The 14519-nt window shown below is 40.4% G+C and carries 10 protein-coding genes and 1 tRNA gene; 6 read left to right on the forward strand and 5 right to left on the reverse strand.

Going from position 1 to position 14519, the window contains the following annotated elements; all coding sequences use genetic code 11:
• The first annotated feature begins 24 nt into the window (after nucleotides 1-24).
• Nucleotides 25-2574, forward strand: a complete 2550-nt coding sequence (locus L877_RS0109855) for a methyl-accepting chemotaxis protein (RefSeq protein ID WP_026835926.1) — start codon at nucleotides 25-27, stop codon at nucleotides 2572-2574.
• Nucleotides 2575-2651: 77 nt separating this feature from the next.
• Here the strand turns inward: L877_RS0109855 and L877_RS0109860 are convergent, their stop codons facing one another.
• Nucleotides 2652-3404, reverse strand: coding sequence for a peptidoglycan recognition protein family protein (locus L877_RS0109860; protein WP_242837143.1), 753 nt, complete (start codon nucleotides 3402-3404; stop codon nucleotides 2652-2654).
• A complete protein-coding gene (gene guaB, locus L877_RS0109865; RefSeq protein WP_026835928.1) occupies nucleotides 3394-4845 on the reverse strand; it encodes an IMP dehydrogenase in 1452 nt (483 codons plus the stop codon). Before guaB ends, L877_RS0109860 begins: the two co-directional genes overlap by 11 nt.
• 262 nt (nucleotides 4846-5107) lie before the next feature.
• Here guaB and L877_RS0109870 point away from each other — a divergent pair.
• Together L877_RS0109870 and L877_RS0109875 are read left to right on the forward strand one after the other, a co-directional pair.
• Nucleotides 5108-5179 (forward strand) — tRNA-Gln (locus L877_RS0109870).
• An 83-nt stretch (nucleotides 5180-5262) separates the two neighbouring features.
• Nucleotides 5263-6849, forward strand: coding sequence for a peptide chain release factor 3 (locus L877_RS0109875; protein WP_034785612.1), 1587 nt, complete (start codon nucleotides 5263-5265; stop codon nucleotides 6847-6849).
• Between the two features lie 8 nt (nucleotides 6850-6857).
• Here the strand turns inward: L877_RS0109875 and L877_RS0109880 are convergent, their stop codons facing one another.
• From L877_RS0109880 to srtB, 3 genes are read right to left on the reverse strand one after another with little or no spacing between them, the layout of a single operon-like run.
• Nucleotides 6858-7616 carry a hypothetical protein gene (locus L877_RS0109880; protein WP_026835930.1) on the reverse strand — a complete coding sequence of 253 codons (759 nt, stop codon included), beginning with the start codon at nucleotides 7614-7616 and terminating at the stop codon, nucleotides 6858-6860.
• 13 nt (nucleotides 7617-7629) lie between these two features.
• A complete protein-coding gene (locus L877_RS0109885) occupies nucleotides 7630-9225 on the reverse strand; it encodes an ATP-binding response regulator (protein WP_026835931.1) in 1596 nt (531 codons plus the stop codon).
• Between the two features lie 15 nt (nucleotides 9226-9240).
• Entirely contained in the window at nucleotides 9241-10014 is a 774-nt protein-coding gene (gene srtB / locus L877_RS12970) for a class B sortase (protein WP_051437808.1), read from the reverse strand.
• Nucleotides 10015-10100: 86 nt separating this feature from the next.
• On the opposite strand from srtB, the gene L877_RS0109895 reads away from it, so the two are divergent.
• The 3 genes from L877_RS0109895 (at nucleotide 10101) to L877_RS0109905 (ending at nucleotide 14388) form a co-directional block, all read left to right on the forward strand.
• The gene (locus L877_RS0109895) at nucleotides 10101-13547 is read left to right on the forward strand and encodes a glycoside hydrolase family 2 TIM barrel-domain containing protein (RefSeq protein WP_034785614.1); all 3447 of its coding nucleotides are present in this window, start codon (nucleotides 10101-10103) and stop codon (nucleotides 13545-13547) included.
• Nucleotides 13548-13631: 84 nt separating this feature from the next.
• Nucleotides 13632-14036 (forward strand): hypothetical protein, encoded by a 405-nt coding sequence (locus L877_RS12975; RefSeq protein WP_034785617.1) that lies wholly within the window; start codon nucleotides 13632-13634, stop codon nucleotides 14034-14036.
• A 1-nt stretch (nucleotide 14037) separates the two neighbouring features.
• Nucleotides 14038-14388 carry a hypothetical protein gene (locus tag L877_RS0109905; RefSeq protein ID WP_026835933.1) on the forward strand — a complete coding sequence of 117 codons (351 nt, stop codon included), beginning with the start codon at nucleotides 14038-14040 and terminating at the stop codon, nucleotides 14386-14388.
• The last annotated feature ends 131 nt before the right edge of the window (nucleotides 14389-14519 follow it).

Consider the following 14519-nt stretch of genomic DNA (forward strand, 5'->3'; position numbering starts at 1 on the left):
TCATAATATGAATGGAGGATTATCATGAAAAAGCTAGGGCCATTTACAAAAAAAGACAAAAAAACAAAAAAAAGCCAAGCGCCTGAAACAAAAGTTAAAGACAGTAAAACGTCTCCAAAAACTAAGGCCAAGTTCAAGGAAGTTCTTACGACGGTAGGTTCGAAGATAGTAGGACTTTGCAAGCTCATACCTACTCTTATTCCCAACAAAGAGGATGAAAATGCTCCGCTTTTGGACAGCTCCTTCAAAGTTCTTCCTCAGTTTTGCATTCAGACAAAGCTTATTGCAGCTTATTCTGTTCCAATTATCTTGATCATAGTTCTCGGTATCGTTTCATACATAAGTGCATCTTCTGCCCTTATCGGAAACTACGAGGGAGCCGTATCACAGACCATGTCTACTGCAAAAGACTACTTTGATTTTGCATTTTCGAACATCGAGTCTGATATGAATACCTACCTTGGTGACAAGGATTTGGAGGCATTCTATACAGGCCAGTTTTCAACCAACGAAGCTCAGAAGAAAAATCGAGAAAAGATTAACAAAGAGACAGATGCACTTGAACAAAAGTACCTTGCAACCAAAGAAGGCACTAAAGAGTACTATAAGTTTTATAGTGATTTTCTTGCCAAGAGACAAGATCAGATTGATGCTGACAGAATATTTACAAATGCCGAAAATAATTATAACAATGCATATAAATCCATTAACCAGTCAATAAGTACAAAGGCGGCTTCCAACAAGTTTATTGGAAATATTTATATCTTCAAAGACAAGGATGTTATATTCAGTTCTCAGCCAAAAATTCGAAGAACTGCTAATAACAGCCGAAGTGCAGATGACAGCAAGTCAAGTGATGCCGCTGCCGAAGATACCACTACAGAATCTCTCGGACTTTGGAAAGCTTACCAGGATTCAAATATCGGAAAGCAAGTAATGAGCGATCCGTCCGCATTTCACTGGACATCTTCATCACCTGCCCTGGACAAGATTCTCCTCACCAATGCTGACGACTATATCTTCCGAGTAGGACATGATTTGCCAACTACCAGTGATGCAGTCGTTATAGTAGATATAAGTAAGGATTCTATCCTCGATATCCTCAATAATATCAACTTAGGTGAAGGAAGTTATCTCGGTATTGTTTCCGCAGATAATACCGAGACAACTATTGAGGGAGCCTCTCTCTCAGGCGACGGCGATGAAAACAAAGATGCAAATAAAGCTAAAATAACAAAGAAAAAAGTATATGTTGACCAACCATTTTACAAAGAGGCCATAGAATCCGAGGAGGAGTCAGCTTCAAAGTATGTCACTTTTGAAGGCACTTCCTACCTCTTCACATATGCCAAGCTTGGAACAACAGGAATTCTTCTTTGTAGCTTGGTACCGGAGGCAACGATTGTTGCCCAGGCCAATTCAATTCGAGTTGTAACAGTTGTTATCGTTCTTCTCTCAGTAATTATAGCCTTAGTCATTGCAACAGGGCTTTCAAAGGGATTCAGTAACGTTATTAACAACTCGCTCAAGAAACTCAATCGAGTTGCAAAGGGAGATCTTACAGTTGAATTCAGAACATCGAGAAGAGATGAATTCGCACTCCTCTACGGAAGCTGTAATGACATGTTGAAAAACATGAGGAATCTCCTTCGAGAGGTTGAATCCGTATATGCAGCCGTATCAGAGTCACTGGAATCAGTTAACAGCTCTTCCATCGTCTTCTCTGAGACGACGAAAAATATTCAGCAATCAATTCACGAAGTTGAGTTGGGCGTTGGAGACCAGACAGAAAGCGCCAACGAGTGTCTCGGCGAGATGGACAACTTGTTCAACAAGATAAATAGCGTTAATGAAAGTACTATTGAGATTAGTAATATTGCTTCAACAACTAAGCAGTCCGCCACAGATGGACTCAAGACAGTTGCTATTTTGAATGACAAGACTAGCTCCACAACTGATATCACCAATAACGTGATTTCAACTATTGAGATTCTCTCTAAATACTCCAACAATATCGGTCAGATTGTCAATACAATCAATGATATTGCCGAGGAAACCAACCTCCTCTCCCTCAATGCTTCTATAGAGGCCGCAAGAGCCGGAGCCGCAGGAAAGGGATTCTCAGTTGTAGCTAATCAGATTAGAAAACTTGCAGATCAGAGCATCATCTCATCTTCCAAGATTGAGCAGTTGCTCGAAGAGATAAAGACAGCGACAAACAATGCAGTTACCACTGCAGAAAGCGCAGAGCAGATAGTTTACGAGCAGGTTGACGCAGTTGCCAACTCTGCTAGATCATTCCAGATGCTAAGCGATACAATCGGGAAACTCACAGAGTATATCGAGAGTATCCAAGGAAATTCAAAATCCATGGAACAATCCGGTTCTACTACCCTTCACTCCATGGAGAATATTTCAGCCGTACTCGAAGAGACTTTGGCTGCAGTATCAAGTATTGCAAATGTAACTGACAAACAGACAGAAGCACTTGCCAAACTTGATCATGCTTCATCACAGCTCATGACAAGGGCAAATAGTCTCGGTGAAGCAATTAGCATTTTTAAGACAAGATAATTGTTATAGTTTGTATTTTACTCCTTATATTATTATCATACATTACCATAATAAGCCGATTGCATCATGCAATCGGCTTATTGCTGCTTTCTATTTAATTGTTTGGAAACTCTCAACAAGAACTTCTTCCACTCATCCTCATGTTCTACAAAGTATTTGGGGCAAATCTTCCCCGTAACATCATAATGCCTTATGACATCATTTGCTTTTAGTTTATACTTTTTGCATAACATGACAACCAACTTAACCAAAGCTTCATAAGTCTTTTTGGTGAACTGACCATTTTTCTTCTTGTGACAACACTCTATAGCAATAGTATCACTGTTTCGATTATTAGAGGCATATGCCATCTCTGTCAAAGGTATACACTGAACGATGGTTCCGTCTAAATCCACTATATAGTGACTGCTTGCCTTAGTGGTATGAGTATATCTGAGATTTGAAAAATAATCTCTGTTGGACATGGCATCGGCGCCCGGATTGGCCGTATAATGCACTACAACCCCGTTTATTTTGTCTATTTTAATTCCAGGTCTAGAATATGGGTTGACAGGTATAAACTCCTTCTTGATGTCTAATTCGTCGTCAGAGACAGACTCTGTCACAACCACTCTCTCTGGCTCATCTCTTTTACCAAAAATATTCCAAGCAATGATTCCAATAAATAAAAGGAAGAATACTGAGCAAATAATGATCTGCTTATCTAATATTCTTGGCCTTTTAAGCCTAGAATACCGCCGCTTTCGAGGCTTATTCTTCCTTTTAATATTTATAGTCGCTCTCACGAACTTTATATGACTTTTTCTATATCTACGTCTATTACTCGACACTGTAGTTTGGTGCTTCCTTTGTGATATGGATATCATGTGGATGACTTTCCTTCAATGAAGCAGCTGAAATCTTAACAAACTGTGCCTCAGTCTTGAGTGTTTCAATATCCTTAGCACCACAATATCCCATACCGGATCTGATTCCGCCGATAAGCTGGAATACTGTATCTTCCAAAGTTCCCTTATATGCCACTCTTCCCTCTACACCTTCCGGTACAAGCTTCTTGGCATTCTCCTGGAAGTATCTATCTTTGCTACCATTTTCCATAGCTGCAATAGATCCCATTCCACGGTAAACTTTATACTTTCTTCCCTGGAATAACTCAAATGTTCCAGGACTCTCATCACAACCGGCAAATATACTTCCCATCATACATACATTTGCTCCAGCTGCAATAGCCTTGGTCATATCTCCTGAGTACTTGATTCCACCATCGGCGATGATTGGAATTCCATACTCCTTAGCAACATTGTAGCAATTCATAATTGCTGTAACCTGTGGTACTCCGATACCTGCAACAACACGTGTTGTACAGATAGATCCCGGTCCAATACCAACCTTTACAGCATCTACGCCTGACTCGATAAGAGCTTTTGTAGCCTCTCCTGTGGCAACATTACCGGCTATGATTCCGAGATCCGGATATGCATCTCTAACCATCTTAACAACTCTCAATACGTTTGCAGAGTGACCGTGAGCCGTATCAATAACCAATACATCAACTTTTGCCTTAACAAGAGCTTCAACACGATCCATGATATTGGCTGTAATACCAACACCTGCTCCACAAAGCAATCTTCCCTGTGAATCCTTTGCTGAATTTGGATACTTAATCTGCTTTTCAATATCCTTGATTGTAATAAGACCTGTGAGATTTCCTTCTTTATCAACCAAAGGAAGCTTTTCTTTGCGCGCCTTAGCGAGAATCTTCTTAGCCTCTTCAAGAGTTATGCCACTCTCTGCTGTGATAAGACCCTCAGATGTCATACACTCCTTAATCTTCCTTGTATAGTCTGTTTCGAATTTGAGATCACGATTTGTGATAATACCAACAATTTTTCTGCCTTCTGTAATAGGTACTCCTGAAATTCTGAACTTCGCCATGAGCTCATCTGCGTCTGCCAATGTATGTTCAGGTGAAAGGTAAAATGGGTCTGTAATTACTCCGTTCTCAGATCTTTTAACCTGGTCAACCTCTTCTGCCTGCTTCTCAATAGACATATTCTTGTGTATAATTCCTATACCACCCTGTCTTGCCATTGCAATCGCCATGCGATGCTCTGTTACTGTATCCATTCCAGCACTCATCATAGGAATGTTCAGCTCAATATCTTTTGTCAAATGTGTCTTAAGAGAAACTTCATTAGGAATAACTTCTGAATACTGTGGAACCAACAATACGTCATCGAATGTGATTCCCTCACCAATAATCTTTCCCATTTCTTAATACCGTCCTTTCCTTGTAAAAATATTCATTGGTTTTTTTGAAACTATTTTTTATAATTAAAAAATATTCTATCTAATTGAGCCTAAAAAGTCAAGGTGTATTTGAAAAATTGTAAAAAGATTTTTCATATATAAGTATAAATATTCCGTTATATCCCATAGCACATCGGAATATTTAAAAATTTCTTAAATTTTTTTCAAAAAAGTTCTTGACATTTGAATTAGTTTTCGTGTATAATAATGCTTGTGTTTGAATTGGGCTATCGCCAAATGGTAAGGCACTGGACTCTGACTCCAGCATTTCTAGGTTCGAATCCTAGTAGCCCAGTTTTTTTTATGCCTATAATCTTCAGTGGATTTCCACAAGAGTATAGGCATTAATAATATACAAATTAGAAATGAGTGAATTCAATGGGCAATACTATAGAAGAAGTAAAAAAAAGAAGAACATTTGCGATTATCTCCCACCCCGATGCGGGTAAAACTACTCTTACCGAGAAGTTTCTCTTGTATGGAGGAGCCATTAACCTCGCGGGATCAGTCAAGGGGCGCAAGGCTGCCAAGCATGCAGTATCAGACTGGATGGAGATAGAAAAGGAACGTGGAATCAGCGTCACCTCCTCTGTTCTTCAGTTTAATTATGATGGATTTTGTATCAATATTCTAGATACTCCCGGACATCAGGACTTCTCAGAGGATACATATAGAACACTTATGGCTGCCGACTCTGCAGTAATGGTTATCGATGGTTCCAAGGGTGTGGAGGCTCAGACTATCAAATTGTTTAAAGTCTGCGTCATGAGAGGTATTCCTATCTTCACTTTCGTCAACAAGATGGACCGCGAGGCCAGAGACCCATTTGAATTGGTTGATGAAATCGAAAATGTTCTGGGAATCAGAACTTGTCCAATCAACTGGCCTATTGGATCGGGTAAGAATTTTAAGGGCGTATATGACCGCAATACCGAGACAATCTCACGTTTTATCGCCTCAGATAACGGACATAAAATCGAATCTGTAGAGGCAAAGCTCGGGGACTCCAACTTAGACGACCTTATTACCAAGGAATTTCACGATCAATTGGTGGATGACATAGAGCTCTTAGACGGCGCCAGTGATGAATTTGACCTTGAGAAAGTTAGAGCAGGTAAACTCTCTCCTATTTTCTTCGGATCAGCCCTCACAAACTTCGGTGTTGAGACATTTCTTCAGCACTTTTTGGAGATGACCACTTCTCCACTCGCCAGAAAATCAGGAGATGTTGAAGTCGATCCATTTTCAGAAGATTTTTCAGCCTTTGTCTTCAAGATACAGGCAAATATGAATAAAGCACACCGCGACCGTATTGCATTTATGCGCATATGTTCCGGCAAGTTTAATGCCGGAATGGAGGCATTCCATGTCCAGGGTAACAAGAAGATTCGACTCTCACAGCCACAGCAGATGATGGCCCAGGAGCGAAAGCATGTAGAAGAAGCCTATGCAGGTGATATTATCGGAATATTTGACCCGGGCATCTTCTCTATAGGAGACACTCTTTGCACTGCCTCTAATAAGGTGAAGTACGCCGGCATTCCAACATTTGCACCTGAGCACTTTGCAAGGGTTCGCCAGGTGGACACAATGAAGCGCAAGCAGTTTATGAAGGGAATCGAGCAGATCGCACTTGAAGGTGCAATCCAGATTTTCCAAGAGTTTAATACAGGTATGGAAGAAATCATCGTCGGTGTAGTTGGAATACTTCAATTTGAAGTTCTCCAGTACAGACTTCAGAATGAGTATAATGTCGAAATCCGCATGGAGCAACTTCCATATGAGCATGTGCGATGGATAGAAAACGAGGATATCGATGTTTCTGCACTTTCAGTAACAAGTGACACCAAGAAGGTCAAGGATTTCAAAGGCAATCCTCTACTGCTCTTCACGCATCCATGGAGCATCCAGACAGCATTGGAGCGCAACGAAGGACTTATCCTTGGTGAAGTGTCAGATAACTAATATATTATTTACTCTGCCGGCATATCGGGGTACATAAAATGCATAAGTTTTTCTGCAACTCCTACATTTTTAGAATTAAACATAACTACAAAATACGGATCTTTGACAATTCCTCCACCCATGGAGAATATCTGATCATATTCCCTTGACTTGATTAGATTAATTCCATAAGGGTGCTTACTCTCGTTATTCTTCTCCGGATAATACAGCAGACCATTGTCCTCGAAATACTTTAGTTCGTTCTCTGAGAAGACCTTAGTCAGATCCATATAGAGTTTCCTCTCTTGATACCCCTCTAAGTCCTCATGTCCGAGAATCATTCCGTCAAGCATACCTGCGAAGGCTTTGGATGAAACGGTTGTCAAGTCAGATGCTACTGAGGCTCCAACCTTCTCTGCAACTTTGGAATTCGTAAAGTACATATGGAAGGATGCCAGTTTCTTCCCGGGATCAAGTCCTATACTTGTAGTGAACTTGTCTGCCATCTCCTCTATCGGACCATCCATGGCCATCTCATTTATAAGTGCCACATCAAAATACACATCTTTCTTGGCAATAACATCCTTGTAAACAAAAAATCCTATTACTGATAGAATAGCAATTCCCGCCACAATATAGATAAAGTAATATCCGAAAAAGTGATCTTTCTTTTCAGTTATGCTCATCTTCTGCCACTTTTCTTTTTCAGACATATTGTCATCTCTTTTGTCATAGATTGATGCATTGTCATCTAACGATGTCTTCTTGCCATTCAAATCTACTGCCATTGTCGTTTTCCTCCTATTCCCAGTTGTCCCCAAAGCCCTGTATAATTCTAGCAAGTTTTTTGAGGTTTACCGGTTTTTCTATAATCGCATTTATTCCTCCTGAGATGACAGACTTTATGCTGACCGCCTGGGTCTTCCCCACCATCTCTATAATCGGAACATTTTTCATTAATCTAAATTTGCTGTTGGACCTGAGAGCTGTTGCAAACTCAATTGCAGTCATATCTTCAAGCTCCCTATCCACTAGAACCGCTGATATCACGCCCGTAGAGAATTTTTCCAAGAGCATTAACGCTTGTCGCCCTGTGGCGGCATCATATACCTTTGCTCCGTTAGCGTGAAGCAGGGCGACTGTCGAACTGGAACTCACATCGCCGTGTTCGACAACCAAGATACTTCTTCCTATCATTTCCTTGAGCTGTTCTTGTGGCTTAGGAATGTCCTTATCCGCATTTTCACTTGACTTTACAATCGGAATCTTGATCATTATGATGCTATTATCCTTTGTTCCTTTTCTGAAAACGATATTTCCTTCAATCATACCGGCAATTCTATTGGCTAGCATCAGCGAATCCCCCATATTGTCAATAACAAATACTTTCTTGGCAAAATCCTGGTCTGCCAGAGTATTGGCTCTTACAAATGTATTATCTTGGATAAATGGTCCGCCATCTTCGATATATAAGTCCAAAAAAGTGCTTCCATCGGACGCAATCAGCTCTCTAAAGTCAATTATAATCGTTGAACCTATAGGCGTATACTTAATCGCATTTCCCATGACATTTCTGATTATTTCTCTTACTCTGTAATCAGAAAAATCGTATTTTTGATCTTTGGGTATCTTAATATCCCATTTTAAATTAATCTTAAGAGTGCTGCAAAGATTGCGAAACTCTTGGCTCAACTCATAGCAAAAATCATAGAGATTTACATCCTGATTGGTGACAAGCTGAATATTATTAATTCGATTGTATTCCTTTATGCTTCGAATAGATTCCACCAAATAATCGAGAGTATGATTAATCATAGCTCTAGTGGCATGACTTCGATCCTGAACAAACAACTCTCTGATGGTGCTGATAGGCTCTTCTAACTCATTTACTATGTGCTCTAGAAGTTGCGACTGATTCTCCTTAGTTCTCTTAATCTCCTCGAAAGCATCATAGAGAAGGCGCTGACTGAGATTTTCTCGCTCTATTTCCTCCTCCTTAATCTTTCCCACTTCTTTGGAGAAGAAAAGAATACTATTGAGGTCATTGCCATAGAAACAATATGTGCAGATGATATGCATTTGCTTATTATTTGGTCCCTTGACAGTACAGAACTTCTGTCCTTTTACCTCGCCGGACCTCAAAACACTTATCATATTCTCAAGATCAAAGCCGAGACTTGCGATAGTTTCATCCTTGCCAACTACGAAAGTATCTGTCCACCATCTGATAAAGTCATCATATTTTCCCTCTTCCGGATACGGATGGGTGTCCTCAAAATTGGAATATGCCAGGATATACCTCCTGGTGCGCATATCTATCTTTATAATAAAATTAAACTCTTTTATCATATATTCCTTGAATACATCAAAAAAGTCATTGATAATCTTCTGATTCATTAACTCAGCTCCAATCTAGTCTTTCTTCACGCCAATAACAACAAATCTTCCATTATTTACATGATAACTACAGGTCACAAGCGTTACTAAACTCCGGCCAAACTTCGCTTTCTCCCCCGTCTTGTAAAGGGATCTTTTCTCAGCTTCTTTCACATATTTATTAAAACGTTCCTCGTCTAATTCTCCCGACCAATTGTAAAAATCAAAGGCCCCGGAATTGCTTGAAACTTCCGTAAAAAAAGCCGCCAACACCTTGTATTCGCCATTTTCATACAAAGTATCAAAGCTAAATGTTGGATGCTTTTTATAAAAACTCTCATCCTGATAATCCATTATCCCCGTGAACATCAGGCCACTTCGCATATGATGTCCATATATGAGAAAGTTGGAATTTTTGATACTGATATCACAGTTCCCCGCCAAAAAAGGCAGTCCATTGCTATCATCATCCTTGTTAAAATTTCTGTGAATATAGAACTGCTCATCATCACTTGTATGCATAACGGGATAGTCAATCTCCGTCCCGTCAATCTTTATCCAACCCGCAATATCAGAATTCTTCTTATACAGCTTGGCAAACTTTTTCAAAAGCCCATGCTCTTTGATAATCTTTTTTTCTTCCTCAGATGGTTCCTCCGTGCTCTCCTTCATTTCCTGCAACGCCTTGATGTCACTGGACGTCTGATGCGCCTGAAAAAAGTACCTTCCCAGAACAAATGCGCTCCCAAGAAATATCAGAGAAAAGCATACGAGCAAAACATTGAGGATTATTTTCTTTCCTCGCTTCATATTTTCTCCTTATGTATTGAATATCCCTTACAAGTATAATATAATTATCATATATGTGTCAAATTCAAAATCAGAAAGGAAAAGTTATGAAAAAATTACTATGCAAGGGATGGTTATTCTGCAAATTCCCCCTTGAAACTCCTATGGAGACTATATTTTCTCACGAGTCATGGGAACAGGTCGATATCCCCCATGATTGGATGATATATGACTCCAAAAACTTATACGAAGAAGCCATAAGTTGCTATAAACTAGATATCGATAAGTCCACTCTCCCCCTTGAGGATTATGACAATATTCGAGTTATATTTGATGGGGTATATATGGATACAACTATTTATCTCAATGAAGAAGAAATATTCAAGTGGAAGCACGGCTACTCTCAGTTTGTAGTTGATTTGACAGATCATCTCACAGATGGAATCAACACTCTGATGGTCAGAAACGAGTATCATCTTCCCAACAGCCGTTGGTATCCCGGTTCGGGAATTTACAGGAATGTCTGGCTGGAACTCAAAAAATCTCCCCAGTTTGCTCACAATGGCACTTATATTTCCACCAAACAGTTAGGAAAAACTTGGGAAGTATTCATCGACGCGGAATATTTTCTCGGAAAACCTTCTACAGACCCAGTCAAGAAAAATGTTCCGGCAACAATAAGAAATACCATTATAGATCAAGACGGAAACGCCGTAACGTGTGGGGAAAATAAGGTTAATATTATGCCAGAAATTCAGATTGATAAACAAGTTCTCACTGTGATTGACCCACTGCTCTGGGACACAGAAAATCCAAACCTCTATCAGATTACCACAGAGCTGGAAGTTGACGGACAAGTAGTGGACTCTATCACACAGAACTTAGGATTTAGAACTATAGAATTTGATGCCGACAGGGGACTTTTCCTCAACGGAAATCCCCTTAAAATCCAAGGAACTTGCGAGCATCATGTTCTCGGCTCACTTGGGGCTGCAATGAATAAAACTGCCCTAAAAAGACAATTTGAGATTTTGAAAAAAATGGGAGTAAACTCCATCAGAAATGCCCACAACATGCCTCCTGAGGAAACCCTAGACCTCTGCGATAAGATGGGAATTCTCCTTGACACCGAGGCCTTCGATATGTGGGAAAAACCAAAAACAGACTACGACTATGCCAAGGATTTCCCGGAATGGTGGAAAAGAGATCTCGAGAGTTGGGTTCGCCAGGATAGAAATCATCCCTGCGTATTCATCTGGAGCATCGGCAATGAAATCTATGACACCTGCTTCGACAGAGGGCTTGAAGTGACCAAAATGCTTCATGATGCAGTGCGCTCCCTCGACTACAGGCAGAATGCATTTACCACTCTCGCCTCCAACAATATGGATTCAGAGGGCTCCAGAAAATGCGCCGAAATCGTCGATTTGGTGGGATATAATTACCTTGACAAATTCTATGATGAACATCATAAAGAGCATAAAGATTGGATTATATACGGTTCAGAGACCGCTTCCACTCTTCAAAGTCGAGGTATCTACCACTTCCCTCTGAGCAACCGTCTGCTAACTTTTGATGACAACCAGTGCTCTGCTCTCGGAAATTGTACAACCAACTGGGGGGCACCAAACTCAGAGCATACCATCAAAGCCCACAGAGACAGAGATTACTGCTTTGGCCAGTATATCTGGACCGGATTCGACTACATAGGTGAACCAACACCATACTATACGAAAAATTCATACTTCGGGCAAGTGGATACAGCGGGCTTTCCCAAGGATTCCTTCTACATGTACCAGTCAGCTTGGACAAGCTATAAGGACAATCCTATGATTCATATTCTTCCCTACTGGGATTTTAACAAGGGCCAGCTAATAGACGTTCGCGTATACTCCAATGCCCCTGTTGTGGAGCTTTTCCTCAATGGAAATAGCCTTGGAAAACAACAGATAAACCATGTGGATGGCGATAATCTCTCGGGAAATTGGCAGCTCTCCTATGAACCCGGGACTTTACACGCAATAGCATATGACGAGGAAGGCCATATTATCGCCGACGAAGAAAAATATTCCTTTGGGGATCCTGCAAGGATAAAGCTCACCCCGGACAAAACTCAGTTGATTGCCGATGGAAGCGATTTAATCTTCCTCACAATTGAGACGGTTGACAAGGATGGACATATCGTTGAAAATGCCAGAAATCGCATGAATGTCTCTGTGACCGGGTGTGGACGATTAATCGGTCTAGACAATGGCGACAGCACCGATATGGACCAATACAAGGGCACCAGCCGCAGACTATTTTCCGGAAAACTCTTAGCTATTATCGCAGCCAAAGACGTCTCCGGAGATATAAATGTAAAGGTGACAAGTCCAGATCTTCCGAGCGAGAGCCTCACACTAAAGGCACTACCGGGACAAATGCCTGAGGGAATGTCATGCATTATGGAAAATAAACCATATCCTATAGGAGACAGGGAAAATGAAATTCCAATCCGCAAGATAGAACTCATCAACAGCGGACCAAATGAGTTAAACAAAGATTGCAATTCAACCGTTGTAGAGGCAAAGATATGGCCTGAGAATGCAAGTTATAGTGATTTGATTTTTAAGGCTGTCACCCTCAACGGAACAACCAGCAATTCCGTTGTCATAGATGCGGATCCTAAGACCAATGTGGCAACTATAACAGCTATAGGCGATGGAGATTTTAGGCTATGTTGCCAGGCGTGCAACGGGCTTGACCACGTGGAGGTAATATCTGAGCTTGAATTCAGCGTAACCGGACTCGGAAGTGCTTATTTGAATCCATATGAACTGATTTCCGGCATTGACTACTCCTCTTCTAGCGATGACAACTTGATTCTAAGCTTTAAGGGCGGTATATATATAACCTCAAACCAGTGTACCACCGTAACTTTTGAGGGTGTTGATTTTGGTAGATACGGATCAGATAAGATTCATTTGCCTATTTTCTCTTTTGAAGATGAAGTGCCGGTAGAGGTATGGGCCGAGGAAGAATGTCTGGTCAAGGACACTTACCGGGCCAAAAGTTGGTATAATCACTATCAGGAGAACATTTTCAACCTCCCAAAGAGGCTAAAGGGGCTTCATGACATAACTATTGTCGTGACACCGTCTGTAAAAATGTCCCTACAGGGATTCTACTTTGAAAAAATCAGACGCGAGACTGCCCTTCTACTCGGATCGGATGCCGACACAGTTTCAGGTGATGCCTATGTGATTGACGGTGATTACATCCGCGAGATAGGAAACAATGTCACAATAGAATTCAAGGATATGCACTTCAAATCAGGGGAAGTTTCAAAGGCAAAAATTGCAGGTTTTTCTCATAATGAAATCAATACATTTTACCTTAGATTCTCTCCATCCGATGGAAGTGGTGATGTAATAAGCAATACAATTCAGTATCCACACACGGATGGGGACACTGAACTTGAATTTGACATAGAGAATCTCGAAGGGGATTATGATATCAACATAATCTTCTTACCTGGCTGCAAGTTTGATTTTAAATCATTATTATTGCACTAATTGCTTTACTTTAAAATTGATATATGATAAAATTATAAAGTGTTGTGATACAACAGATTAAGATTTTTAAAGGAGGGATTTGACATGGCTTGTTTTTTAGTTCCTGCAACAGAGGCGATTGTAACTAAGGTAGTCAGCAAATCAATGGAAAAGAAAGAGAATGGCACTGCCAATTCAGAAGTAGTTGCTAAACACAATTCAATTGCTAAAAGATTGAACACTCTTACAAAGTTTTTATGGGGTGGTTCTGCTCTTCTCGCATTTGAGCATGTTTGGCACGGTGAAGTTGCACCATTCTTCCCATTTCTTACAGCTGCAGAGAACCCTGCAACTCTCTCAGAGATGTTACATGAAATGTCAACTGTTGGAGTTTCGATGGCCGTTCTTATCACAGCAGTTTGGGGAATTATGACTTTTGTTGATGTTAAGATTAAGAAAAGGGTTACACAGGAAGTTAGTGTTTCTTCTGACATAAAGGAGCGTGAATAATATGCTATTAGCTATCGTCATGCTAGCTGCTGTAATATCAACCGTTGTTTGGTATACTTCAGAAAAAGCTAGAACACTTAAAGTTGGTATGCTCTGCTATTTATATTGGGGAGCTTCACTTATGTGGTTGGTTGACTCAATCTATGAGTATATCGAGTTAAGAGCTGAATTCTTCACACCTGCAACAGCAGATATGATTAATGATGCATTTCTTGGTTTCTCTGTATTGGTATTAGGTCTTGTAATATGGACAGTTTACTTCCTTATCAAAGATCCTATGGGCGTAATCAAGAATATTGACAACGAGAAAGCAAAGAAAGCTGTTTCAAAGAAAGCATCAGCTAATGAATAAATTGTCTTACAAGCAAAGCTTGTAAGACCAGCAATATGCATTTCCAATAAAACAGGAAGAGGCCAACCAGAGAGAGACTTCAATGCGCATACACCTAGTCTCGAGTCGGTTGGCCTCTCCCTGTTTTTTTT

It is taken from the genome of Eubacterium xylanophilum ATCC 35991, from assembly GCF_000518685.1.
GTDB classification, from domain to species: domain Bacteria; phylum Bacillota; class Clostridia; order Lachnospirales; family Lachnospiraceae; genus Eubacterium_F; species Eubacterium_F xylanophilum.

Coding starts and splice junctions, on each gene's coding strand:
- L877_RS0109855 (WP_026835926.1), top strand. CDS start 25: ATGAAAAAGCTAGGGCCATTTACAAAAAAAGACAAAAAAACAAAAAAA.
- L877_RS12975 (WP_034785617.1), top strand. CDS start 13,632: ATGGCTTGTTTTTTAGTTCCTGCAACAGAGGCGATTGTAACTAAGGTA.
- L877_RS0109895 (WP_034785614.1), top strand. CDS start 10,101: ATGAAAAAATTACTATGCAAGGGATGGTTATTCTGCAAATTCCCCCTT.
- L877_RS0109905 (WP_026835933.1), top strand. CDS start 14,038: ATGCTATTAGCTATCGTCATGCTAGCTGCTGTAATATCAACCGTTGTT.
- L877_RS0109880 (WP_026835930.1), bottom strand. CDS start 7,616: ATGGCAGTAGATTTGAATGGCAAGAAGACATCGTTAGATGACAATGCA.
- L877_RS0109875 (WP_034785612.1), top strand. CDS start 5,263: ATGGGCAATACTATAGAAGAAGTAAAAAAAAGAAGAACATTTGCGATT.
- guaB (WP_026835928.1), bottom strand. CDS start 4,845: ATGGGAAAGATTATTGGTGAGGGAATCACATTCGATGACGTATTGTTG.
- srtB (WP_051437808.1), bottom strand. CDS start 10,014: ATGAAGCGAGGAAAGAAAATAATCCTCAATGTTTTGCTCGTATGCTTT.
- L877_RS0109885 (WP_026835931.1), bottom strand. CDS start 9,225: ATGAATCAGAAGATTATCAATGACTTTTTTGATGTATTCAAGGAATAT.